Source organism: Brevibacillus sp. SAFN-007a, from assembly GCF_051967035.1.
Taxonomy (GTDB): Bacteria; Bacillota; Bacilli; order Brevibacillales; family Brevibacillaceae; genus Brevibacillus.
In genome coordinates this window covers 1-24,047 of record NZ_JBQCKK010000010.1, presented here as the reverse complement: position 1 = coordinate 24,047, position 24,047 = coordinate 1, and the positions used below count along the sequence as shown (strand labels likewise).

The following is a 24,047-nucleotide window of genomic DNA, read 5'->3' as shown; positions in this document are numbered from 1 at the left end:
TTTTCCAAGGAAGGTTCAGTCATGCAAAAGGAAAGGAAGCAAGAGAATTCGCATTAGTGAAGAAATCGGCGGGCGCAAGGCAAAAAACATGCCGGAGATCAATCCGGCATGTTCCTGCAATCAGTGGGATTCGCGGGGCGGAAAAAGCGAGTCGTGCACAAGCCGATTACCCTGCTGCGGCTTCGCGACCGCTTTGCAGCCGGGAGACGTATTGGGCGTAGTGGATGAGATTGGACAAAGACAAGCGTCTGATCGAAGGCTCGTCGAACTTCTCCGGCTTGGCGTTCGCCTCAAAGAACCACAGGCTGCCGTCTTCGGTAAGCCCCAGGTCCATCGACATTTCGGCCAGGTCCTTGATCTCTTCGTTCAAGGAGCTGGCGATGGCCAGCGCTGTCTGGTGAATTTTTTGTTCCATCTTTTCCGGGTCCGTCTGGAACAGAGTCTGGAGGACGGAAGACAAGGAGTGGATGGAGCCGCCGCGCGGGACGTGCGTGGTGATGTTTTGCGAGCCGGAGCGCCTGATCCCCACGCCGGTTATGCCCCATTCGCCCTGCCCGTTTTTCTGCACGAGTACCCGCACGTCAAAAGGCTTGCCGTTGAAGCGTGCCCGGCGTATGCCCTGCTGCATGATGTAGCGCTGTTGCCGGACGTGGCTTTTCACGTGCTTCCACAAATCGTCCAGATTGGAAAAACGGCGCGTGACGGCTCTTTGCTCCTTGAGCCGTTGAAGCCGCCAGCTGTCGTTTTTGTAATCGACCCGCATGATTCCTTCTCCTGCCTTGCCGCGCACCGGCTTGAGATAGACGAAGCGATGCTCGGTACAAAAGCCTTTGAAGCGGGCGAGTGTATCGAGTTTTTTCGTCTCCGGCAGATACGCTTGCACCTCGGGGTACTTTTTCAGCATGGAGAAAAGCTCTTGCTTGTCAAAAAAGCAGCGATTGAACAAGGTGACGTTGGGCATCTCGTGGATGCGGGCCAATGCTTTTTTGACCTCGGGGCGTTGCTCTGCCTTTCGGGTAGGGATGCGGTTGTAGACGACATGCGGGAAGGGAAGAACGACTTCCTGCCACAGATTTTGCTTCTGGTTGTACAAATAGCCGCGAACCTTCTTTTTCTCCCAGTTGATGCCTTGGGGGGTAAAGACGTACACGAGCGCCCCCCAACGCTTGCCGGATTGCGTGATGTCCTTGAAGTTCTCCCGATTTCCCAAAAACGCGGCGCCCTCGCCAACCGTCAAAATGCCAATCAGAGGGCCAAGCTTGAGCGAGTTGTTCATCATTTTCCAGTTGATCCTCGTTCGAAAACGCCCTGGCTGCATCGCGGGCAAGCCCGTGTACACCCTTTTGTGATGCGAAAACGGACCGAGGCTTGCAAACAGTTTCTTTTGTGATCGTTTGCCTAGAGCTTGCCGTGGTAGCTGGATGAACCATTTGCCGCTGGGGAGGATGGTCAGCCACCCGGAGCGCTGCTGAAGCATGGGTGTTCCTCCTTCCTGAAAAACGGTGCTGTTTGTTAGCGTCTAAAAATTGGCTAAATAACAACTATAGTCGACGAGCAGCTTGCGGGATTCCTGGTCTGCCTGCCTGAGTCGGGCGTGTTTGAAGATGGAGCGGCCTGGCTTGGAGTTGGCCTCGAACATCCAGACATGACCGTGGACGTCGATGCCCATGTCCAGTCCCAGTTCGCCAAGGTCGATGCCTTTTGCCTGCTCGATCGCCGTGGCAAGACGGATGGAAGCCTCGCTGATTCGCTCGGACATCAGCGCTTTTTGTTTTCCGTACAGATGGTGAAGCAGTTCGTCTCCGGGAATGACCGTACCGCCCGTGCGCACGTGCGTCGTCACGCTGCCGGAGCCTGCTACCTTGGCGGCTGTGCAGGAAACGACCCATTCGTTTTGCTGGTTTTTGTGCAAATGAACACGGAAATCAAACGGGCGTCCGTGGAAGGTTTTGAGCGGGATGCCTTGCTGCGCCAGGTAGCTGCCTACTCGCCGGCTGCGGAATACGTGCTGGTACAGGCTGGACAGCTTGGAAAACTGCCGCTTGACGTTGCCGCTTCCGTTGTGGTATGAGGCTGTATAGCTGCCGTCCGACTGTTTGACGACTTTCACGATGCCGTAGCCGAGACTTCCGTTTTTCGGCTTCAAATACACAATCGGATATTTGCGCAGCAAGTTCCGTACCGTCGCAAGCGAGGGAGAGGTGTACGTTTCCGGGATGTGCTCGTTGACTTCCGGATTCGGATAGAGGAGCTGATGGACTCCCCACTTGTTGAAAAAGCCTTGGTTGAACATCGGCATGTTCGGATAGCTGGCGAGCTTGTATTTGAATTCCCGCACAGCTTCATGCTTTTCCGCCGAGCGGGAAGGAATCCGGTCGTAGACGACATCCGGCATGGCCGTAACAATCTTTTTCCAGTAGTACCCGCCGGTTTTGCCTTTGCGCAGAAACCAGGCGCTGACGGTATTGTTGCTCCAGTCCACGTCGTGCGGGGAGAAAATATAGTAAAAGACGCCTTTGCCTTCCTGGGCTTGCAGCAGCTTGTAGAAAAAAGAAGTGCGCTGACCAATCGGCTGCCGGGGGTCCCTGCGTATGCCTGTCGTGACGATGCCGATCGCCGGACCGATTCGGAGCGCCGAATCCTCCTGTTTGAGCTGGATCAAACCGCCGTGCGGGATGCCCAGCTCCGATTGAAGCAGGGTCGTCACTTTGATGACGTTGGAATCGGGGTTGCGTTTGTCTTGCAGTACGGTTGCGACGACTTCCTTTTTGCCCAGCATGACCGTCACTTTTTGGCGATGGCGCAGCTGCAGCTTGGAGAAGAGATGCGTCGGCAGGATGATCCCGCTGACACGGGAATTGGAAAGGAAGCGAAGCCGCATTTTGAACGTTTCCATGCTTAGTTAACCTCCTACGCGCTCTTTCATGAGATAGTGGGCGTATCGAACGGGCTGGGTAATGGAGTGACGCTTGGCAACCGGGTCGTCAATCAAGCGAAACACAGTCCGTCCCGGCCTGCTGTTGACCTCGATCACCCAGACATTTCCTTCCGTGTCGATCCCGACATCGATTCCCAGCTCGACCAGTCTGCCGTGGCAATCCTCCAGGAAGCGGGGCAATTCCTGCGCGACCTGATTGATGGTCTGCTCGATTCGCGAGTGAACGGCCGGTTGGAAATGTCGGGATAGGAACGCGGAGAGCGGCTCTGCCTTGCCGCCTCCGTGCAGGTTGGAGGTGATGCTTCGCTTGTCGCCGAGGCGGACAGCCTTGCCTGTCGTCTCCCAGTCACCCTGCCCGTTTTTTTGTACCAGCACCCTGACATCAAAGGGGGTGCCATCCGGGGTGTGCAGCTTGAGATAGGGCTGTACAAGGAATTTGCGCCCGGAGGTGAACGAGGCGACAAAAGTCTTTAGCCCGGCGGGATCCCGGATCTGCCTGCGAAACGGCCGATTTTCCCGGTTCCGTCCGGTCGCCTCATAGCCGCTCTTTGTTTTTTGGATGCGCACGACGCCGATTCCGTGTGTTCCCGCCATGGGCTTGATGACGATGGCGCGGTATTTTTGCAGCATGTCATGCACCGTGGCGAACGACAGAATTTCGGTCGGCGGCAAATACGCAGACAAAAGCGGCGACTTGGACAGCATTTGATGAACCTGCCACTTGCCGGACAGGCCATGCCCCAAGAAGGTGATGGTGCGGTCGTTTTGCAACTTTTCCACAAATGGTTTATAGTGGCGGTAAGCCGGGCCTACGAAGCATCGGTCGTAGATCAGGGCCGGGAGCGGAAAGACATCGGGGTGCCACGCTCCCTTGCGATATTCGAAGCCTTTTACCGTTCGGGAAGAAAAGTCAACCTGACGCGGCGAGAACACAAAGACGCGCATGCCGTGCTTGCGTCCGTACAGCGTCAGCTTTTTGTAATACCCTTTGTCTGCAAAATGGGAGCCTTGGCAGCGGGTCATGATGCCAAGACTTCTTGCGTCTGCTCTCATGCGGGTCACCTTCGCCTGTTTTTCTTGCTTTTCGCTCTTCCTGCTGCTCTTTTCGGTTTCGGTTTGGCTGTCCGGGGAAAACCGCTGAGGTAGGAGGAGTATTCCAGCATGCGTACGACGGAAGGCCGGGCGCGCCGGGGCGGCTCCTCCACGCCCTCTGGCAAGGGAATGGTATTGGCCGTCTTGGAAGGCTTGCTGTTCACCTCCAACAGCCACACCTGTCCGCGGACATCCACGCCGAGATCGACCCCGAATTCTGCGTAATGGCCGGGCAGCGCTTCTTCGAGCAGGATGGACAGCTTCAGGGCCACTTCTTTTAGCGTGGCGGGAGACGGTCGAGCGGAACCGGCCCACGGTCCACATACGCGCAGAGCTTGAAGGGGCGTCATCATCTGACCGCCTCTGGATATATTGGAAACGATGCGATTCAAGCCCAAACGGGCAACCATAGAGGTAACGGCCCATTCGCCTGCTCGATTTTTTTGCACCAGGACGCGAAAATCGGTCGGCCGCCCGTGCATGCCGATCAACGGTAAACCTTGCTGTAGCAAATAAGGTTTGCCTTTTGTCTGTTTGCGCAGGTACTGCTGCAAGCCGGTGATGCTGGAAAACGTTTTGCCAAACCCGCCTGGGCGGGCGAGCTGATACCCCTCCTGCGTTCGGCGCAGCCGGATAATCCCTCGTCCCATGCTTCCATTTGCCGGTTTTGCGTATACAGTGCGGTACGTAGACAGCATCATCCGCAAATCTTCCTGGCTCTGATAGCGAACCGTGGCCGGAAGATGCGCGGCGGCGCTTTCCTGATTTTGCAGAGCGGAATGCACGTGCCACTTGTTCAAAAAGCGTTCGTTGAAGAACGGGATGTTGGCTTCCTTGCAGCGTTGCAGCCATTCCGTCATCTGTTCGCTGCGCTCCCGCTGGCGGGAGACGAGGCGGTTGTAGATACATTGGGGCAGCGGCAGCACCTTTTGGCGCCATACTCCTCCTCTCCGAACAAGACCGCGCACGATGCCGGCATCCCAATTGACATCCTGCAATCGGAAGGCGCAGATGATTCCTCCCCGCTTGCGGCAAAGGTCGGCGATTTCGTTGAAAAAAGAAGACAACGGTCCGAACGGGGATTGCGTCATTTGGGCATGGTAAGAGGATACGAGAATGCCTACATAGGGTCCGAAAACAAGCGTTTGTTGGTCCGCGTTGTAGCGCAGCAGCAGCGGAACGCCAGTAGGCAGGCGAAGCGACCCGGCCAAGGCGGGACGGATGAGCGTTTGGCCGCTGCGATCGATGCCGCTGATGCGGGCGCGAACCGTTTTGCTTCCGAATTGGACAGTTGCGGTGGGCGAAGCAAGATTCCATTTGCGCATTTGCGCCTGGGGCAGGTAAAGGTCTACTTCCGTCTTTGGCTCGTATCCGACGACGATGGTTGGAACGTAAGACATGGCTATCCCCTTCCCATCAGGCATAAAGTTAGTCTATGGTATGAGTAGCCAAATCGTTTGGTGCCATGCCGAGAAGAAAGGTTGTTAGGATTTATGAACTTATGGATAGTATTAGTGAATATCGCCGTCGGTTCTGTCATTGGCGGCGTTACGAACGAACTGGCCATCCGCATGTTGTTCCGTCCGCTCAAGCCTTGGTATATCGGCAGGTGGAAGGTTCCGTTTACCCCGGGACTGATCCCGAGAAGGCGGGACGACATTGCGATACAAATGGGCAGATTGGTGGAAGAGCACTTGCTGACGACAGAGGGCGTCAGGCGGGCGATTGCCCAGAGCGGCCTGGAGAACGCGCTGGCGAACTGGATGAACAATCTGGCGATGAACGGGCTGGCGGACGAGCGTACCTTGCGTCAGGCTTTGCTTGCCGTTGTACCCGACCTGTTTACGGAGGAAGGGGGCTGGAAGGAAGGAGTACGCGCTCCTGTGCAGGAGAAGTGGGACGCTTTTGTCCAGCGCCTGCTTCGTCATTATGAAGAAACAAGGCTGCGCGAGCTGATCCCGCACGGGGGGCAAGAGCGTCTGGACGCTCTGTTTGGGACGGTCAGCCAGTTGCTCCTGGACCGTTTGCGCGGCTATCTGCATGCGCCGGAAGGACAGCAGACGTTGCAGAGCATGGTCAGAGGCATGCTCGGCGGGGGCGGAGGCATGTTTGGCGGGCTGGTCGGCATGTTCCTCGGCGATGACAAAATCATCGGCAAAATTCTCCCGGTCCTCGACGACCTTTTGCAAAGTCCGGAGCTGGCCGGACGTTTGCAGCAGTTTTTGCGCAAGGAAGCGGACAAGCTGCTGGACAAAAATGTCGGCGAGCTGGTGGCGTGGCTTGGCCGCGAGCAGATCGACGACTGGTCGAGGGCGCTTTTCGCCAAAATCGAGGAGCAGAGCCTGCGGCTGGTCGATGAGCCGCTGTCACGCCTGACCGCCCCTGTTCAGGAAACGGTCCGAGCGAACCTCATCCCCCGGTTGGCCAACTGGATGGTACAAACGTTGCAGCAAAACGTGGAGCGGATTTTTTCCCGCCTGGCGGTTCGCGATATTGTGACGCGACAAGTAGAGGGCTTCCCGATTGAAAGAATCGAAGAAATGATTGTCGGTATCTCGGGAAAAGAGTTTCGGATGATTACGCTGCTTGGCTTCATTCTCGGCGGGATCATCGGTCTGGTTCAGGGGATTTTGGCAAGCTGGTTAGGCTAGGAAAACTGAAAAGAAACTGTAACCGCCTTGTAATAATCCTGTAATATTCCTTGGGTATGATAATAGCACGATGAAAACCCCCTTAATGATATACTTTCTGATCGGTAGCTTGAAAAAGCTACCCTTTTTTTTTGCCGCGCCTTCGGGTATATTGGTCGAAGGAGCGCACGTACATTGGAACGGGTGGGAGACCAGGAAGGGGGAGTCGCAATATGGCAACGAAGCATGAACAAATCTTGCAGCATATTGATCGCCTTCCGATCGGTTCAAAGATTTCCGTGCGGCAGATCGCCAAAGACCTGGATGTGAGCGAGGGGACGGCCTACCGCGCAATCAAGGAAGCGGAGACACAAGGATACGTAAGCACCATCGAACGTGTCGGCACAGTGAGAATCGAGAAGAAGCAAAAGGAAAATATAGAGCGGCTGACTTTTGCCGAGGTGGTCAACATCGTCGACGGCCATGTGCTGGGCGGACGGGAAGGGCTGCACAAGACCTTGAACAAGTTCGTGATCGGCGCGATGCAACTGGAAGCGATGATGCGCTACATCGACGCGGGCAGCCTGCTGATTGTCGGGAACCGCTATCAGGCGCACAAAATCGCTTTGCAGCAGGGCGCAGCCGTCCTGATTACAGGCGGCTTCGATACGAGCGAGGAAATCAAGCAGTTGGCGGATCGCCTGGCTTTGCCGATTATTTCGTCCAGCTACGATTCGTTTACGGTCGCCTCGATGATTAACCGGGCGATTTACGATCGCTTGATTAAAAAAGAAATCGTCATGGTGGAGGACGTGCTGAAGCCGCTGGCGGAGACGCCTGTCCTTTTGCCGAGCGATACGGTCGCCAAATGGCACCAGTACACGGAGCTGTACCAGGACACGCGCTTTCCGGTCGTCGACGAGCAGATGCGTCTGATCGGGATCGTGACTTCGAAGGATATCATCGGCCACGACCAGACGGCGACGATCGACAAGGTCATGACGAAAAATCCGATCACGACCTCTCCGCGCGTGTCTGTCGCCTCTTCCGCCCATATGATGGTGTGGGAAGGGATCGAGCTGTTGCCGGTCGTGGACAATTATCGCAAGCTGGTAGGCGTGCTGAGCCGCAACGACGTGTTGAAAGCGCTCCAGTATACGGCGAAGCAGCCACAGATGAGCGAAACGTTTCCGAACCTGATCATGTCTCATTTTCGCGAGGAGCGTCAGGCTGACGAACTGGTGTATGTGGGGGACGTCACCCCGCAGATGACGAATCATCTGGGGACGATTGCGAGCGGAATCATGACGACCGTGATGGTGGAAGCGGCTTGTAATCTCTTGCGCCAGCATCGGCGGGGTGACATGGTGCCGGAGAATATCACGGTTTATTTTTTAAAGCCGGTGCAGATGGAGAGTCACATCCGGGTGCAGCCGCGGCTTTTGGATATCAGTCGCCGCTTCGGGAAGGTGGAGGTTTCGGTCTACCACGGCGAGCAGCTTGTCGGGCAGGCGATGGTTACGGCACAGATTATTGATCGGTGATGGATGTAGTACGTTTGGGGGCAGCCTCTTTTCGTGGGGGCTGTCCTTTTGTTTTTGAAACGGGGCTGTCGGGAGAGAAGAATATTTCCGGACGAAGCTCTAGTCTTCACCCACTGAACACAAGCTATCGCTCGCGTTCAGCGGGGCCCAGTCTACGTCCTGCAAGGAAGCGAGGACTGTCCGCTCCGCAGGAATTCGCGAGTCGCGGCGTCCGGAAATATTCTTCTCTGCGTAGCTGGAGTCAAAAGATAAAAGGATTGGAGAGGCTTCATTGATGTTTCCTCGTGAGAAATGGCCGGGATGCTTACTGAGTGAAGACCAACCAGCTATTCTTTACAGCTATCTTTCGCGTTTAGCAAGTCCCAGACTTCATCTGAAACAGAGCTTCTAACGTGATTAGCAATCTCGTAAGGATACGTTACAAGTAAAAAGTAGACTTTCCAGCAGATACATTTAGTTGTAGATACTACTTTACATTTTCCATCAGCCATACGGCCAGGTAGAGAGCTTGTGGCCGTTAAAAGCTCTGCCCAAGCCAACAGCTTCTTTTTTTCCGACCATTGCTGCCGAACTGAACCGAGCACTTTTCCCTCGCCTTTAAAAAGCCGTTCTGAAGCCAATCGCCCCTGAGAGGAAAAAGAAGAAACAAACGAAGGATCTTTGGGACCCATCCGAGGCGCAATGGAAAAAGGGAAACACGCTTTTAAGCGTCCACTCTGAACAAGCATCCTGAGAAGACCACTTTGGACGCGGTTTCCCTTTTGGAATGGAGCCGGGCAGTGAATCATCCGAGCAGGGGTCCCAAGAATCCTGAGTGGTTTCTTCTTTTTCCTCTGCCACTGTAGCCCGATAGAGCGCTCTTCCCCTTAAAAAAACTCCGCTCAATCAAACAGCCCCTGGGAGGAAAACGAAGAAAAAGCCAAGCTCTTTGAAACCCAACCGACCCTGTGGATAACTCAAAGAAACCACCACACATTGACAAAAACCACTAAGTTACACTATCATCTAATTAGAAGTTAATCTAATTTCGTGCGCAACTCACACCACACCAAAAAGAAAGGAGCATCCCTGTGCAACTGGATAAACTCGTCACCTTTTACAAAGCCTTGGGCGATCCGACGCGGGTGCGTATCCTTGCGATTTTGGCGAACGGCCCCTTGCACGGGCAGGCGCTCGCTGGCAAGCTCGGCGTGACGCCGCCGACGATCACGCACCATATGGCGAAGCTGCGGGAGGCGGGGATCGTCTACGAGCGGCGAGACAAAAACACGATCTACTTTTCCTTGCACGAGGTCAACCTGAAGCGGCAGACGCAAGCAATATGGAACGTGCTCGAACGGGCGAAGGACATGCGCAGCAGCGAAGCGGAATGGTTCGCACAGGCGGAGGAAAACCACGAGCAGAGGAGGGCACAAATGGCAGCGGAACACATGCACGTCATCAAAAGCTTCCTGACTCCGGACGGCAAGCTGAAGCAAATCCCGTCCCAGCGCAAGAAAAAGCTGATCGTGTTCGAACACATGGTTCGGGGGCTGGAGCACGGCCGGAAGTACAAGGAGCAGGAGATCAACGACTACATCCGCCAGTTCCACGAAGATTACGCGACGATTCGCCGGGAATTTGTCATGAACCACTACATGTATCGGGAAGACGGCATCTACGAGCTGAACCCCGAGGAAATGTGGGCCAAAGCAGAGGATTTGCATTAACTGGAAACAATTCCCATGAAAAAAGGGCATAAAAAAGGACAACCGTCGGCACTGCGCTCAGGTTGTCGGAAACAATAGAATGTCACACAATCTGATTATAGCGGGAACAGATTGTGTTTAGCCATGGCAAACCATTGGCAATTCAGGAAAATGATTTCCAGCAGGCTCGATAGAGAGGCACCGCGGTAACAACTACGTCTCTCGTTCAGCCTGCTTTTTCTTTTCTCTCAGATGCCTTTTTTCAGTTCTGCCTGCCAGGCGCTGCGATAGTGCAAAAAGTTGCGGGTTCCCACATACAGGTTGACCGCGCCGACGAGCAGCATGACGATCGCGACCACGATGCGGATCGTATCGAGCGTATCAAACGTAAACTGGTTGAGGCCGAACAACGAGACGAGAATGCCGAGAGCCATATTCATTTTGCCAAGCGTCATCCGGGACTCCAGCGGGTGGATGCCCCGTCTGCGCGCGTGAATGCTGAAATAGACGCTGGCTACGAGCGAAGCGAGAACGCCGGTCAAATAAAAGGCCGACCACATAGATGGCTTCATCCTTTCGAACCTATCTGGTATTATCCTACCAAATCCAAGCAACAAAGGTCAAATTTGAACAGGAACATTCGTTCTTATTCACCCGCATTCCTCTTACTTTCGGTATAATGATAGAGAAAGCTACGAAAACGATTCGACTCGTAAAACAGGAGAGGAAGGAAGCAGATGACCTCCTTTGTCCATTTGCACGTTCACACAGAGTACAGCTTGCTAGACGGAGCAGCGAGGATCGAGGCGCTGGTAGCACGCGCCCAGGAGCTGGGCATGCGCGCGCTGGCGATTACCGATCACGCCAACCTGTACGGGGCTGTGCCTTTTTATAAAGCTTGCAAACAGGCCCGGATCAAGCCGATCATCGGGATGGAGCTGTACGTGATCGAAGGAAACTTGCAGGATCGCGTGCGTCATGCGCCTGCCCCGCACCATTTGATCGTGCTGGCAGAAAACGAAACGGGCTATCGCAACCTGCTCAAGCTGGCGACAATCGCCAATACCGATGGAAACTACCTCATTCCCCGCGTGAACAAGGAAGCGCTCGTCCGGCATGCCGAAGGGCTGATTGCGCTCAGCGGCTGTCAGCACGGCGAAGTCGCGCAGCATTTGCTCGCGGGCGAAGCGGAGGCAGCACGGGAAGCGGCCCTGTGGCATCGGCGCGTGTTCGGCGAAGCGAACTACTTTTTGGAGCTGGCCGACCACGGCCTGGAGAGCGAGCGCAGGCTCAATGCCCGCCTGGTCAAGCTGAGCCAGGAGACGGGCATCCCATTGGTCGCCACGAACAATGTACACTACGTCCTGCAAAACGAGCATCGCCTGCACGATATCTTGCTTGCGATCAAGGAAGGCAAAACGGTCGAGGAGGAAAACCGTTTTCGCTACGAAACGGACCAATACTATTTGAAAAGCGGCGAGGAGATGGCAGCGGCCTTTTCCTACGTGCCCGAGGCGCTGGCGAATACGGTCAGGATCGCAGACAGGTGCAGCCTGGAGCTGTCGTTTGGCGCGCACATTTTGCCGGAATTCCCCTTGCCAAAGGGACAAGATTCGGCACAATACCTGCGTGCGCTCTGCGAACAAGGCTGCCGGGAGCGGTACGGGGAAATGACGCCGCAAATCCGGGAGCGGCTCGATCACGAGCTGGCGATCATTACCGGAACGGGCTTTACCGATTACTTCCTGATTGTCTGGGACTTCATGCGCTACGCCCACCAGCACGGCATTCCGACCGGGCCGGGCAGGGGTTCGGCCGCAGGCAGCCTGGTCGCCTATGCGCTGAAAATTACGAACGTCGATCCGCTCCGCTTCCATCTGCTCTTTGAGCGGTTTCTCAACCCCGAACGGGTGACGATGCCGGATATTGATATCGACTTTTCCGTGGAGCGGCGCGACGAAGTGATCCGCTACGTGGCGAATAAGTACGGGCACGACCGCGTCGCCCAGATCATTACGTTCGGGACGATGGCGGCTCGCGCTGCGGTGCGCGACGTCGGCCGGGCGCTCGGGCTGTCGCTTGGGCTGATCGACCGCGTGGCCAAAATGATCCCGCAATCGCCGGGGATGACGATTGACCGCGCGATAGAGATCAATCCGGAGATCGGCAAGCTGTGTGCGGAAAACAAACAGGCCGCCCTCTTGATCGAGACAGCCAAAGGCGTGGAAGGCTTGCCCCGTCACGCTTCCACCCATGCGGCTGGCGTCGTCATTTCCCGCGAGCCGCTGACCAGTTACGTGCCGCTGCAAACCGGCAACGAAGGCTTGGCGCTCACCCAGTATCCGATGGAGATTTTGGAGGAAGTCGGCCTGTTGAAAATGGATTTTCTCGGGCTGCGCAACCTGACGATTATTCAGGAGACGCTCCGCCACCTCGCCGAGCAGGGCATTGAGCTTGATCTGGAAACCATTCCGACGGACGATCCGAAAACGTTCCGCATGCTGTCGCGCGGCGAGACGACAGGCGTGTTTCAACTGGAGTCGGGCGGGATGCGCCATGTGCTTCGCGACCTGAAGCCGACCAGCCTGGACGATATCATCGCCGTGCTCGCCCTGTACCGTCCGGGACCGATGGAGATCATTCCGCAGTACATTTCCGCCAAGCACGGCCAGAGCAAAGTCCAGTACGCCCATCCGATTCTGGAGCCGATTTTGCGTGAAACGCACGGCTTCATGATCTACCAGGAGCAAATCATGCAGATTTCGTCCACGCTCGCGGGCTTTAGCCTGGGCGAAGCCGACATTTTGCGCCGGGCAGTCGGCAAGAAAAAACGCGAGCTGTTGGCCGAACAGCGGAAAAAGTTCGTGGAAGGCTGCGTCCGCCAGGGCTACGGAGAAGAGCTGGGCAACCAGGTGTACGATCTGATCGTGCGCTTCGCCGATTACGGCTTCAACAAGGCCCACTCCGTCGCCTACGCGATCATCGCCTACCAGATGGCGTATTTGAAAGCGACCTATCCGCTCGCCTTCATGGCGGCGCTTCTGTCCCTGTCGATCGGCTCGCAGACGCGGATCGCCGAGTACACGGAAGAGGCGCGCCGACTGGGGCTTCGCGTTCTCGGCCCGGATGTCAACAAGAGCGCCGCGGCGTTTACGGTAGAGGAGGACGCGATCCGCTTCGGGCTGGCTGCCGTGAAAAACGTCGGCTACGGCGCGATCGAGTCCATTGTGAAGGAGCGCGCTGTCCGGCCGTATCGGGACCTGTTCGATTTTTGCGCCAGGGTGGATGCGCGGCTCGTGAACAGACGAGTGGTCGAGTCGTTGACCTTGTGCGGCGCGCTCGATTCGCTGCCCGGCCATCGCAGCCAGCTGTTGCTGCTGCTCGATGAAGCGGTGGGCAAGGCAAACGCGAAACGAGTGGAGCGGGACGCAAACCAGCTCGACCTGTTTGCGGGCGAGGAGCAGTCAGCCCCGCTGCTGGACCCTGCGGAATACCCGGAGGTGCCGCCGCTCTCCCGCACGCAGCAGCTGAAAGAAGAAAGAGAGCTGATCGGCGTCTACCTGTCGGGCCATCCGCTTGACCAGTATGCCCATGTGGCTGCCCGCCCGGAAGTGACGGCCATCTCCGCACTCGGCGAGGTTCCCCGCGACAAAACGGTCAAGGTGTTCGGCATGATTACGGAAGAAAAACGCATCCAGACCAAAAAAGGCGATCCGATGGCGTTTTTGACCCTGGAGGACAAAACGATGCCGGTCGAGCTGGTCGTTTTTCCGCAGGTGTTTGCCAAGTACGGGCCGCTTTTGGGCAAGGAGCGCATCGTCGTGGTCGAAGCGCGGGTAGACCATCAGGAGGATACGGTGAAGCTGATCGCATCGCGCTTCTGGGATGCCGAGACACTGCCTGCGCCGACGACGGAAACGGTTCTGTTCGTCAAAATATCGGCCCGGCAGGAGCATGATTCGACACTTGCCCGCCTGCAACGGTTGTTTGTCGAAAAAAAAGGGACGATTCCCGTGATTTTGTTTTACGAAGGAAAAAGGCAGACCATTCGCCTTCCGGACGACATACGGGTAGAGGTGGACGAGTCGTTTTTGGAGCAAGCGCGAGATATTGTGGGGCGTGACAGCGTAATTCAAAAAGAATTGCCCATAAATGGGGGAGGATGAGGAATGTCCTCCCTTTTTCGCCGTTTTCGGCAGGTTTACAGGAGAACGGGTTTTGCTTTATAGTGAATGCATAACTCTTCAAGTGGTCAGACCACTTAGGGCTTTCAAGCACAAAAGTGACCGTTCAAGCCATCATAGAAAGATTATCGTGAAATGGAGTGGGTAAAGATGTCTAATCTGAGAGAGGAAGCGCTGGAACTTCATCGAAAAAATAAAGGGAAGCTGGAAGCAGTGACGAAGGTGCCCGTTCGCAATGCGTACGACCTGAGTCTCGCTTATTCTCCCGGTGTGGCGGAGCCTTGCAAAGACATTTTCGATGACAAGTCCAAAGTTTACGAATACACCATGAAAGGCAACCTCGTTGCTGTCGTGAGCGATGGTACAGCCGTTCTCGGTCTCGGCAACATCGGTCCGGAAGCCGCTATGCCTGTTATGGAAGGAAAAGCGGTGCTGTTCAAATCGTTCGCAGGCGTGGATGCCTTCCCGATCTGCCTCAACACAACCGATGTGGACAAAATCGTCGAGACGGTGAAGCTGCTTGAGCCGACCTTTGGCGGCGTGAACCTGGAAGATATCGCGGCTCCTGCCTGCTTCGAAGTGGAAGAGCGCCTGAAGCGCGAGACCAACATCCCGATCTTCCACGACGACCAGCACGGTACGGCCATCGTGACGGCAGCCGGTCTGATTAACGCTCTGCGCGTCGTGGACAAAAAGCTGGAAGAAATCCGCGTGGTAGCGAACGGGGCGGGTGCCGCAGGTATCGCGATCATGAAGCTGTTGATTTCCATGGGTGTAAAAGAAGTCATCATGGTCGATACGAAAGGAATCGTGTATGAAGGCCGTCCGTACGGAATGAACCCGGTGAAAGAAGAAATGGCGAAGATCACGAACCGCAGCAAGCTGCAAGGCGATCTGGCCGAAGCGATGAAGGGCGCAGACGTGTTTATCGGCGTATCCGTAGCAGGCGCTGTCACTCCGGAGATGGTTCGCTCCATGAACCGCGATCCGATCATCTTCGCCATGGCGAACCCGACCCCGGAAATCATGCCGGAAGAGGCCAAAGCAGCGGGGGCAGCGGTTGTCGGTACAGGTCGTTCCGACTTCCCGAACCAGGTGAACAACGTCCTGGCCTTCCCGGGCATTTTCCGCGGGGCGCTGGATACGCGCGCGACCGAGATCAACGAGGAGATGAAGCTGGCAGCCGTCTATGCCATTGCCGACCTGATTTCGCCGGAAGAGCTCTCTGCTGAAAAAGTGATTCCAGCCCCATTTGATCCGCGCGTTGCTCCAAACGTAGCAGCCGCTGTAGCCAAAGCGGCGATGGAAAGCGGCGTAGCCCGCATCACCGTCGATCCGGAAGCCGTAAAAGAGAAAACAGCCAGTCTGGCAGCCATTTCCTACCAGCAAGTGTAAAGGAAGTGCAGTCCCCCACCCTCCACCAGCATCTGCATCGGACGTGAATAGGTGGAGGGTGCTTCACTTCACCAGTAGCGAGAAGGAGGGTCATTGTGCTCGACTCCACTCAAGATCGAAAGGTATACGAAGGCATTCTCCTGCAGCTTCACGAAATTATTCAGGAGCAGAACTTACGGCCTGGCGACAAGCTTCCGTCGGAGCGAGAGTTGTCGGAGCAACTGGGGGCTGGACGCTCCTCTGTACGTGAAGCTCTCCGTGCGCTGGAACTGCTCGGCCTCATCGAGACTCGCCGCGGGGAGGGTACCTTCCTCAAGCATTACCGGCACAACCGTCTGATCGATATCCTTGGCTTTTTTATCTTGCGCGATACCAAGACCAAGAAGGACTTGATCGAAATGCGCAAAATGCTGGAGATTGATGCCGTTCGGCTCGCCTGTAGGCGGGCAACCGCGAAGCATTTTGAGGAGATGGAGCGGATTCTCGCCATTGCGGAGGAGCGGGTAGAAAGAGGCGAGGTTCCCACCGAGGAAGATTATCAGTTTCATCGCGTGATCTGCCGCTCCAGCCGCAATTCCATTCTGCATCGCATCTGGACGCCGCTGGTCGAGTACAGCAACAGCGTGCGGACGGAATCGCTGTCGCGGGAAGGCAGGGCGCGCATGGCACTGGAAGAGCATCGCCAGATCATGGAGGCCATCCGCGAAGGCGATGTCCATGTCGCGGTTGAGAGAATGAGGCACCATCTGGAGAACAGCAAACTCTAGACGTTTCTTCTATTTGCGAGGGGCGCTGGCGCTGTGATATGATGATGCAGACCTGTATTGGACGATGAAGGAGGAAGCCAGCATGTGGACGGTCATCTACATCGCTCCTAGCGCTAAAATAGCGGAACGGATACAGCAACGTTTGACAGAGGAAGGGTTTTTGGTAAAGGTTCGCGAGGCGAAGGTCTCGAAGCAGTACGAGATTCTCGTGCCCGAAGGTGAACTGAATGAAGTCCGGGATGTACTCGGCTCGATCCTTCACTGATGAGAAAGGTGGGGTGTACCTGTGCTAAAAGATCTTTTTGGGAAAAAGCGCAAATTTGCCACTGTCCCTTCTGAGACGCTGGCACGCGTCCCTGCTTCTGCCGACGCTAGCAAGGAAGCGGGGACGAAGGAGAAGGAAGTCCCTGAGGGATTGATGAATAAATGCCCACATTGTGGGACGATCCACTACTCGAAGGATTTGGAAAAAAATCTGCGTGTTTGCAAAGGCTGCCAGTTCCACTACTCCATGTCCGCGCCGGAGCGGCTGCAATCCATTTTGGATGACGGGGTGTTGACAGAGGAGTTCGACGCGAACTTGATCGCAGCCAATCCGCTCGGTTTTCCAGGCTATCTGGAAAAGCTGGAGCAAGACATGGCCAGCACCAACCTGAACGAAGCGATCATCACCGGCGAGGGAATGCTGGGCGGCAACCGGATTGTGATCGGCGTCATGGATTCCCGCTTCCGCATGGCCAGCATGGGCTCGGTTGTCGGGGAAAAAATTACGCGCGCGATTGAGCAAGCGATCGAACGCCGACTGCCGTTCATCCTGTTCTCCGCATCCGGCGGCGCACGCATGCAGGAAGGCGTACTGAGCCTGATGCAGATGGCGAAAACCAGCGCAGCCTTGGCCAAGCTTGACCGCGAACGCTTGCTGTTTATTTCGGTCATGACGAACCCTACATACGGCGGCGTGTCGGCGAGCTTTTCTTCGCTCGGTGACTACAACATCGCAGAACCGGGTGCCATGATCGGCTTTGCGGGGCGCCGCGTCATCGAGCAAACCATTCGCCAGGAGCTGCCCAAAGACTTCCAGACAGCGGAATTTTTGCTGAAGCACGGTCAACTCGATATGGTCGTACACCGAAAAGACATGCGCCAAACGCTGGCCAAGCTGGTAGAGATGCACACGTCACGGGAAGGAGTGGAAGTATGGCAGGCGAACTCTCCTTTGAAAAGCCATTAGTAGAATTGCAAGACAAGATCAAGGAATTGCGCCGTTTTACGGAAGAAAAAGGCATTGATTTCTCCGACGAAGTAAGGCGTCTGGAGCAAAAGGCAAAGGAGCTTGCCGAGCAAATTTACGGCAACCTGACGCCGTGGCAGCGCGTCCAACTGGCCCGTCACCCGGAGAGACCGACGACTCTGGACTATATTCAACTTCTTTTTACGGACTTTCTCGAAGTGCACGGGGACAGGCTGTACGGGGATGACCAATCGATCGTGGGCGGGATTGCCAAGTTCGACGGGCGTCCGGTGACGGTGATCGGCCATCAAAAAGGCAAAGACACCAAGGACAACATCAAGCGCAACTTCGGGATGGCTCATCCGGAAGGCTACCGCAAAGCTTTGCGTATCATGCAGCAGGCTGACAAATTTGGACGGCCGATCATCTGCTTTATCAATACATCAGGAGCTTATCCAGGCAAAGCGGCAGAAGAGCGCGGCCAGAGCGAAGCGATTGCCCGCAACCTGCGAGAAATGGCTACGTTTCGCGTGCCGATTATTTGCATCGTCATCGGCGAGGGCGGCAGTGGCGGCGCGTTGGCGATCAGCGTAGGCAACCGCATCTTTATGCTGGAGAATTCCTATTACTCCGTAATTGCGCCGGAGAGTGCGGCAGCGATCCTCTGGAGAGATTCCAGCCTGGGCATGCGCGCAGCGGAGACCATGAAAATCACCGCTCCCGACCTGCTCGCGCTGGGCGTGATTGACGGGATTATCGAGGAACCGTTTGGCGGGGCGCACCGCGACCTGATTGCACAGGCAACCTCGGTCAAGGCGGTCATCTCCGAGCAACTGGAACAGTTGAGCCGTTTGAGCCCAGATGAACTGATACAGGACAGATACGAGAAGTTCAAACGCATTGGCGAGTACGCCTCCCTGTAAGTGCAGGGGGCGTTTTTTGTCTTTTTTCTGCGCGGGAAATCTGCTACAATCGAGTTCGAACAAGCGAGTTATCAGAGCTTTCAAAAAGTATGGCACATTTCTGTTGTATGTATAACAGATATACGAAACGGAGTAATACAGCATGTTTCATACACGGTATGGTACATACTGTTTTCGTTTCATGACATGCTAAAGACGATATAGATTGGAGAGGTGGATTCCATGCAAAAGCTTGCGGTTCTGACCAGCGGTGGAGATGCGCCCGGCATGAATGCGGCCGTGCGTGCGGCCGTTCGCCGTGCCGCTTACCACGGCGTACAAATGTACGGGGTATATCACGGATATGAAGGGTTGATGAACGGCGATATCCAGGAAATGACACTGGGCTCCGTTGGGGACATTATCCACCGGGGAGGAACGATCCTCTATTCTGCCCGCAGCGAAGCCTTCAAGACAGATGCCGGACAGCAAAAAGCGGTCGAGCAGCTGCGCAAATTCGGGATCGAAGGGCTGATTGTCATCGGGGGGGATGGCTCGTTCCGCGGGGCGCAAAAGCTGACGGAAAAAGGCTTCCCGACGATTGGCGTGCCGGGCACGATCGACAACGACATTCCGTGCACCGATTTCACGATCGGCTTCGATACCGCGCTGAATACCATCGTGGAAGCGATTGATAAAATCCGCGATACGGCAACCTCCCATGAGCGCACCTACATCATCGAGGTCATGGGACGGGACGCAGGCGACCTGGCTTTGTGGGCAGGACTTGCCGCAGGGGCCGAGTCGATTATCATTCCGGAAGAATCCCAGGACATGAAGGATATTATCGAGCGTCTGCACGCCGGACAGCGCCGCGGCAAAAAGCATTCCATCATTATCGTTGCGGAAGGCGTGGGCAGCGCCGCCTCTTACGCCGAAGCGATCACCAAGGAAACAGGCTGGGAGACGCGCGTGACCGTACTCGGACACATTCAGCGCGGAGGCTCGCCTACCGCGATGGACCGCATGCTTGGAAGTCGCATGGGGGCGGCGGCAGTCGACTTGCTTTTGGAAGGCAAAAAGGATCGGATGGTCGGCATTCAAAACAATCAGATCGTCGATGTAGATTTTAACGAGGCACTTTCACAGAAGCATCAATTGGATTTATCTGTATATCAACTGGCGCGAACACTGTCCATCTAGGCGAAAAGCGCTGGAGCAGCAGTGTATAGAGGAGGCATAATTCCTATGTTGAGGAAAGCAAAAATCGTGTGTACAATCGGACCGGCGAGCGAGTCTGTCGAGACGCTGAAAAAGCTGATACACGCGGGAATGAACGTAGCGCGTTTGAATTTTTCCCATGGAAGCCATGAAGAGCATGCCGCGCGTATCGCAAACATTCGCCGCGCATCCGAAGAGACAGGCAAGCCGGTCGCGATCCTTTTGGATACGAAAGGACCGGAAATCCGCACGGGCACGCTTGCCGTTGATGCGGTCGAGCTGGAGGAAGGAAAAACCTTGATCCTGACGACAGAGGAAGTCGCTGGCACTGCCGAGCGTGTCTCCATTACGTACGCGGAACTGCCGAAGGATGTCAAGGCGGGCGATACGATTCTGATCGACGACGGCCTGATCGGGCTGACAGTTCAGGAAGTGCGGGGGAACGAGATCGTTTGCCTCATCAAAAACGGCGGAACACTGAAAAGCAAAAAAGGGGTCAACGTACCTGGCGTCAAAATCAACCTGCCCGGCATTACGGAAAAGGATGCGCAGGACATCGAGTTCGGCATCCAGCAGCAGGTTGATTTCATCGCGGCGTCCTTTGTTCGCAAAGCCTCCGATATTTTGGAAATCCGCCAGATTTTGGAGCGCCACAACGCGCAGATTGACATCATCGCCAAAATCGAAAACCAGGAAGGCGTCGACAATGTCGATGAAATTCTCGCCGTGACAGACGGTCTCATGGTGGCGCGCGGCGATTTGGGTGTGGAAATTCCCGCCGAGGAAGTACCGCTCGTCCAGAAAAAGCTGATTAAAAAATGTAACGAGCTGGCTAAGCCTGTGATTACGGCTACGCAAATGCTCGACTCCATGCAGCGCAACCCGCGCCCGACCCGTGCGGAGGCCAGCGACGTGGCCAATGCGATTTTCGACGGCACCGACGCGATCATGCTGTCCGGCGAGACGGCTGCGGGCAAATATCCCGTAGAATCCGTGGAAACGATGAACCGCATTGCCGTACGAGCGGAGCAAGAGCTGAACTACCGCGAGATTTTGTATGCACAAGCCCAACTCAAGCAGGTGACGATCACGGATGCGATCAGCCAGGCGGTCTCCAATGCGGCGCTGGATCTGGATGCGGCCGCGATCATTACGGCAACCGAGAGCGGACATACGGCGCGGATGGTGTCCAAATTCCGTCCGAAAGCGCCCATTGTCGCGGTCACGCCGCATGCGGCTGTCATTCGCCGTCTGGCGCTCGTAAACGGCGTCTACCCGGTCAAAGGCGAGATGGCGAACACAACCGATGAAATGCTGGAAATGTCTGTGCAGGAAGCGCTGGACGCAGGCTACGTGCGCCATGGCGATCTCGTGGTGATTACGGCGGGAGTGCCTGTGCGCGAAGTAGGGACGACCAACCTGATGAAAATTCACGTAATTGGCGATGTGGTGGCAAAAGGACAAGGCATCGGCCGCAAAGTCGTGACGAGCCGGGTCGTGATTGCCCGTTCCGCAGAAGAAGCGCTGCAAAAAGTGGAGGAAGGCGTCATTCTGGTGACGATCGGAACGGATTCCGACATGATCGAAGCCTTCAGCAAGGCGGGCGCCGTCATTTGCGAAGAGGGCGGGCTGACGTCTCATGCTGCCATCGTGGGCTTGAACCTGGGCGTGCCCGTGATCGTGGGCGTGCCGTTTGCCACAGACTTGTTGAAGGAAGGACAGATCGTGACCGTGGACTCGGAGCGTGGGCATATTTACTCCGGTCACGCGCGCGTTTTGTAGGAGATACGTCTTGTTTTTTCGCGGGCAAGACGGCTGAAGGGTGGCATGGGGTCACCCTTTTTTGCGTTGGGCCGACTCTCCGACTCTCTCGCCCGCTTGGCGAAAAGGGGAAAATGGCTCCTTTGGGGCGGGCGGTCATGTCAAGCATTTTTTTACAAAAACACAATATCTAGTGCTGTCGAATTTTATTTTGCACAATATATAGGTGAAACTATTGAGTTTTTTCCATAAAGATAGTTAACTAGAGAGGAAAGAAACGAAGGAGGAACACGCATGCTGGCGACCGAAACCGTATCCCGTACCGTTTTTTTGAGGGATGAATTTCTAGCGCAATATCCAGATTTTCCTGCTCATATGAACCCGCTGGGACAATTTGTTTTCTACCGGACGTATTCTCGCTTTCTCCCGGAGAAAGGCAGACGGGAAACATGGAAAGAAACCTGCCGCCGCTCGGTAGACTACAATATGAAGCTCGCCTATCAGCATCTGAAAAAGATCGGCTTGCAGCCAGATGAGCGGGCGATGGAGCAAGAAGCGGAAGGTCTGTTTGACAACATGTTCAACCTTCGCCAGTTTTTGTCCGGACGGACGTTGTGGGTCGGGGGAGCGGAGAACGGCGTCGCCGACTTGTACCCGCTGGCCAACTTCAACTGCTCGTTTTTGAACATCAAATCCTGGGACGACCTGGGGGATTTGTTCTACCTGCTGCTTGTCGGAACGGGTGTGGGCTTTAAATGCACGAAGGAAATGGCGGCCGGACTTCGTCCGATCCGCACCAACGTCACCTTGCTTTCTTCCGAGTACCGACCGCTTCCGAAGCACCAGCGTCTGGAACGATCCGAGCTGAATGTGCTGGATAACGGCTTTGCCAAAATTTACGTAGGGGACAGCAAGGAGGGCTGGGTCGAGTCGCTGCGTCTGTACCTGCAAATCCTCACCGATCCCGCCTACGAGCATATCCACACGGTCAAAATCTCCTACAACAGCGTGCGGCCAAAAGGAGAGCGGCTGAAGCGCTTTGGCGGCACCGCCAGCGGACACGAGCCGCTGCGCGAGATGTTTGAAGGAATTGACAAGGTACTGAAAAACCAGATCGATCCTGACCTGGACCCGATCGTAAGCGACGAAAAAGGATACGGCAAAGTCCGCCCCATACATATTCTCGACATCGGCAACCTCATCGGAGCAAACGTCGTTGTGGGGGGCGTGCGGCGCACCGCGGAAATTTTCCTGTTTGACCACGATGATTACGAGTGCATGCTGGCGAAATACGGCATCAACGGCTTCTGGACAGAGGAACAGCTCGCTCACCACCGCCGCGTCGGAGAGCTTTTGGGAGAGCGCAAGCCCGTCTGGTTTGACCGGATCCAAAAAGTAGGAGACGGACGCTTTGGTCTGGATCACCGCCGCATGTCCAACAACTCGATTGCGTTTACCAAGCAGCCGACGAGAGCGTTTTTGCATCTGGTCTTCACGCTGATGCAGTTGGAAGGCGAGCCAGGCTTTATCAATCTGGAAGAAGCGAACCGCCGCCGTCCGAATGCCGAGGGACTCAATCCTTGTGCGGAAATTTTGCTGGATTCGTACGGCGTCTGCAACTTGACGACCGTCAACCTGGTTCAGTTTGTCCACGAGCGCGAGGATGGCTCCAAATATCTGGATCTGGAGGGGCTGTTGGATGCGCAGCGCAAATCGGCCCGCGCTGGCTTGCGGATGACGTTGGTGACACTGGAGCTGCCGCATTGGGATACGGTGCAGCAGCGCGACCGCCTGCTGGGAACGTCGTTGACAGGCGTGAAGGATGCGCTCGCCTCTCTCGGCTACACGGAAGAGCAGGAGCTGGAGCTTTTGCGGCAGCTGGGCGAAGCTGCCCGCAGCGAGGCGGACCGCTACGCGTACGAGCTGCGCGTGAACGCGCCGCTGCTCGTCACGACCGTCAAGCCGGAGGGCACGCTGTCGCAGGTGGCAGGGGGCGTTTCCAGCGGCCTGCACTGGTCGCACTCGCCGTACTACATCCGCCGCATTCGCATCAATGCCCAGGACCCGCTGGCCAAAGCGGTCCAGGCTCTCGGCTGGACCGTTCATCCCGAGGTGGGCACACCGGGAGAGACGCATGAAGAGCGCATGGCGAATGCGCGCACGCTCGTAATCGACTTCCCGGTCGCGTCCGGCGCGCGGGAAACGAAAAACGAAGTGAGCGCGAAGCGCCAGTTCGAGACGTACTTCCGTTTTCAGAAGGAGTACACGGAGCACAATTCCTCCAACACGATTACGGTTCGCAAAGAAGAGTGGGGCGAAGTGGAAGAAATCGTCTACGCCAACTGGGACAATTTTGTCGGCGTTTCCTTCCTGCAACTGGATGGCGGCAACTACCAGCTGGCGCCGTATGAAGAGTGCACCAAAGAGCAGTACGAGGCGCTGAAGCAATCGATGAAGCCGTTCGACCCGGCGATTTTGCAGCGATTCGAAACAAACGGCGAAGCGGATTTGACGACCGCAGAAGCGTGCGAGGGCGGCGCTTGCCCGATTCGCTAATGCCAGTCCGGCGAGGAGAATCAGCCAGGAGAATCATAGGAAAAAGGGAGAGACTGCCACGTGGTCTGACCCCTGTCAAGTAGACAGATATTAATTGAGGCTGTATTATTAGGCGGCTGTAGCCCTGAATTCCCTAGG

General features: G+C 55.9%; 18 protein-coding genes. 12 read left to right on the top strand and 6 right to left on the bottom strand.

The annotated features are described in order from the left end of the window. Positions 1 to 166 precede the first annotated feature (166 nt). Genes ACTHO6_RS12460 through ACTHO6_RS12445 form a run of 4 tightly spaced genes read right to left on the bottom strand, consistent with a single transcriptional unit; the run spans position 167 to position 5,430 of the window. Positions 167 to 1,477, bottom strand: coding sequence for a YheC/YheD family endospore coat-associated protein (locus tag ACTHO6_RS12460; RefSeq protein ID WP_440241889.1), 1,311 nt, complete (start codon positions 1,475 to 1,477; stop codon positions 167 to 169). 42 nt (positions 1,478 to 1,519) lie between these two features. Next, on the bottom strand, positions 1,520 to 2,896 hold the full coding sequence (locus ACTHO6_RS12455) for a YheC/YheD family endospore coat-associated protein (RefSeq protein WP_440241888.1): 1,377 nt from the start codon (positions 2,894 to 2,896) through the stop codon (positions 1,520 to 1,522). Positions 2,897 to 2,902: 6 nt separating this feature from the next. Further along, complete coding sequence (locus ACTHO6_RS12450; RefSeq protein ID WP_440241887.1) at positions 2,903 to 3,991, bottom strand: YheC/YheD family endospore coat-associated protein; 1,089 nt, start codon at positions 3,989 to 3,991, stop codon at positions 2,903 to 2,905. 5 nt (positions 3,992 to 3,996) lie between these two features. Beyond that, complete coding sequence (locus ACTHO6_RS12445; RefSeq protein WP_440241886.1) at positions 3,997 to 5,430, bottom strand: YheC/YheD family endospore coat-associated protein; 1,434 nt, start codon at positions 5,428 to 5,430, stop codon at positions 3,997 to 3,999. 93 nt (positions 5,431 to 5,523) lie between these two features. Here ACTHO6_RS12445 and ACTHO6_RS12440 point away from each other — a divergent pair, with 93 nt between their 5' ends. Further along, entirely contained in the window at positions 5,524 to 6,681 is a 1,158-nt protein-coding gene (locus tag ACTHO6_RS12440) for a DUF445 domain-containing protein (protein WP_440241885.1), read from the top strand. A 212-nt stretch (positions 6,682 to 6,893) separates the two neighbouring features. Next, positions 6,894 to 8,204 carry a DRTGG domain-containing protein gene (locus ACTHO6_RS12435; protein ID WP_440241884.1) on the top strand — a complete coding sequence of 437 codons (1,311 nt, stop codon included), beginning with the start codon at positions 6,894 to 6,896 and terminating at the stop codon, positions 8,202 to 8,204. Positions 8,205 to 8,530: 326 nt separating this feature from the next. On the opposite strand, the gene ACTHO6_RS12430 is transcribed toward ACTHO6_RS12435, so the two are convergent. Continuing rightward, on the bottom strand, positions 8,531 to 8,932 hold the full coding sequence (locus ACTHO6_RS12430; RefSeq protein WP_440241882.1) for a hypothetical protein: 402 nt from the start codon (positions 8,930 to 8,932) through the stop codon (positions 8,531 to 8,533). Between the two features lie 342 nt (positions 8,933 to 9,274). On the opposite strand from ACTHO6_RS12430, the gene ACTHO6_RS12425 reads away from it, so the two are divergent. Further along, positions 9,275 to 9,913, top strand: a complete 639-nt coding sequence (locus tag ACTHO6_RS12425) for a metalloregulator ArsR/SmtB family transcription factor (RefSeq protein WP_440241881.1) — start codon at positions 9,275 to 9,277, stop codon at positions 9,911 to 9,913. A gap of 227 nt (positions 9,914 to 10,140) precedes the next feature. Here ACTHO6_RS12425 and ACTHO6_RS12420 read toward each other — a convergent pair whose 3' ends face one another. Next, positions 10,141 to 10,452 (bottom strand): YtpI family protein, encoded by a 312-nt coding sequence (locus tag ACTHO6_RS12420; RefSeq protein ID WP_440241880.1) that lies wholly within the window; start codon positions 10,450 to 10,452, stop codon positions 10,141 to 10,143. Between the two features lie 177 nt (positions 10,453 to 10,629). Between ACTHO6_RS12420 and ACTHO6_RS12415 the strand changes: the two genes are divergently transcribed. The 9 genes from ACTHO6_RS12415 to nrdJ all read left to right on the top strand — a co-directional run bounded on the left by ACTHO6_RS12415 (position 10,630) and on the right by nrdJ (position 23,909). Beyond that, entirely contained in the window at positions 10,630 to 14,058 is a 3,429-nt protein-coding gene (locus ACTHO6_RS12415; protein ID WP_440241879.1) for a DNA polymerase III subunit alpha, read from the top strand. A gap of 168 nt (positions 14,059 to 14,226) precedes the next feature. Beyond that, a complete protein-coding gene (locus tag ACTHO6_RS12410; RefSeq protein ID WP_440241878.1) occupies positions 14,227 to 15,471 on the top strand; it encodes an NAD(P)-dependent malic enzyme in 1,245 nt (414 codons plus the stop codon). A 95-nt stretch (positions 15,472 to 15,566) separates the two neighbouring features. After that, on the top strand, positions 15,567 to 16,238 hold the full coding sequence (locus tag ACTHO6_RS12405; protein WP_440241877.1) for a FadR/GntR family transcriptional regulator: 672 nt from the start codon (positions 15,567 to 15,569) through the stop codon (positions 16,236 to 16,238). A gap of 82 nt (positions 16,239 to 16,320) precedes the next feature. After that, entirely contained in the window at positions 16,321 to 16,503 is a 183-nt protein-coding gene (locus ACTHO6_RS12400; protein WP_440241876.1) for a glutamate decarboxylase, read from the top strand. 21 nt (positions 16,504 to 16,524) lie between these two features. Further along, on the top strand, positions 16,525 to 17,469 hold the full coding sequence (gene accD, locus ACTHO6_RS12395) for an acetyl-CoA carboxylase, carboxyltransferase subunit beta (RefSeq protein WP_440241875.1): 945 nt from the start codon (positions 16,525 to 16,527) through the stop codon (positions 17,467 to 17,469). Next, positions 17,436 to 18,392, top strand: coding sequence for an acetyl-CoA carboxylase carboxyl transferase subunit alpha (gene accA / locus ACTHO6_RS12390; RefSeq protein WP_440241874.1), 957 nt, complete (start codon positions 17,436 to 17,438; stop codon positions 18,390 to 18,392). Before accD ends, accA begins: the two co-directional genes overlap by 34 nt. A gap of 222 nt (positions 18,393 to 18,614) precedes the next feature. Next, positions 18,615 to 19,574, top strand: a complete 960-nt coding sequence (pfkA, locus tag ACTHO6_RS12385) for a 6-phosphofructokinase (RefSeq protein ID WP_440241873.1) — start codon at positions 18,615 to 18,617, stop codon at positions 19,572 to 19,574. Positions 19,575 to 19,619: 45 nt separating this feature from the next. Continuing rightward, positions 19,620 to 21,374, top strand: coding sequence for a pyruvate kinase (gene pyk / locus ACTHO6_RS12380; RefSeq protein WP_440241872.1), 1,755 nt, complete (start codon positions 19,620 to 19,622; stop codon positions 21,372 to 21,374). A 273-nt stretch (positions 21,375 to 21,647) separates the two neighbouring features. After that, a complete protein-coding gene (gene nrdJ / locus ACTHO6_RS12375; protein WP_440241871.1) occupies positions 21,648 to 23,909 on the top strand; it encodes a ribonucleoside-triphosphate reductase, adenosylcobalamin-dependent in 2,262 nt (753 codons plus the stop codon). Positions 23,910 to 24,047 lie beyond the last annotated feature (138 nt).

Bases quoted from the DNA above. Each gene is read 5' to 3' on its own strand.
- ACTHO6_RS12460 (WP_440241889.1), bottom strand. From the start codon at position 1,477: ATGCTTCAGCAGCGCTCCGGGTGGCTGACCATCCTCCCCAGCGGCAAA.
- ACTHO6_RS12455 (WP_440241888.1), bottom strand. From the start codon at position 2,896: ATGGAAACGTTCAAAATGCGGCTTCGCTTCCTTTCCAATTCCCGTGTC.
- ACTHO6_RS12450 (WP_440241887.1), bottom strand. From the start codon at position 3,991: ATGAGAGCAGACGCAAGAAGTCTTGGCATCATGACCCGCTGCCAAGGC.
- ACTHO6_RS12445 (WP_440241886.1), bottom strand. From the start codon at position 5,430: ATGTCTTACGTTCCAACCATCGTCGTCGGATACGAGCCAAAGACGGAA.
- ACTHO6_RS12440 (WP_440241885.1), top strand. From the start codon at position 5,524: ATGAACTTATGGATAGTATTAGTGAATATCGCCGTCGGTTCTGTCATT.
- ACTHO6_RS12435 (WP_440241884.1), top strand. From the start codon at position 6,894: ATGGCAACGAAGCATGAACAAATCTTGCAGCATATTGATCGCCTTCCG.
- ACTHO6_RS12430 (WP_440241882.1), bottom strand. From the start codon at position 8,932: ATGCTTGTTCAGAGTGGACGCTTAAAAGCGTGTTTCCCTTTTTCCATT.
- ACTHO6_RS12420 (WP_440241880.1), bottom strand. From the start codon at position 10,452: ATGTGGTCGGCCTTTTATTTGACCGGCGTTCTCGCTTCGCTCGTAGCC.
- ACTHO6_RS12415 (WP_440241879.1), top strand. From the start codon at position 10,630: ATGACCTCCTTTGTCCATTTGCACGTTCACACAGAGTACAGCTTGCTA.
- ACTHO6_RS12410 (WP_440241878.1), top strand. From the start codon at position 14,227: ATGTCTAATCTGAGAGAGGAAGCGCTGGAACTTCATCGAAAAAATAAA.
- ACTHO6_RS12400 (WP_440241876.1), top strand. From the start codon at position 16,321: ATGTGGACGGTCATCTACATCGCTCCTAGCGCTAAAATAGCGGAACGG.
- accA (WP_440241874.1), top strand. From the start codon at position 17,436: ATGGCAGGCGAACTCTCCTTTGAAAAGCCATTAGTAGAATTGCAAGAC.
- pfkA (WP_440241873.1), top strand. From the start codon at position 18,615: ATGCAAAAGCTTGCGGTTCTGACCAGCGGTGGAGATGCGCCCGGCATG.
- pyk (WP_440241872.1), top strand. From the start codon at position 19,620: ATGTTGAGGAAAGCAAAAATCGTGTGTACAATCGGACCGGCGAGCGAG.
- nrdJ (WP_440241871.1), top strand. From the start codon at position 21,648: ATGCTGGCGACCGAAACCGTATCCCGTACCGTTTTTTTGAGGGATGAA.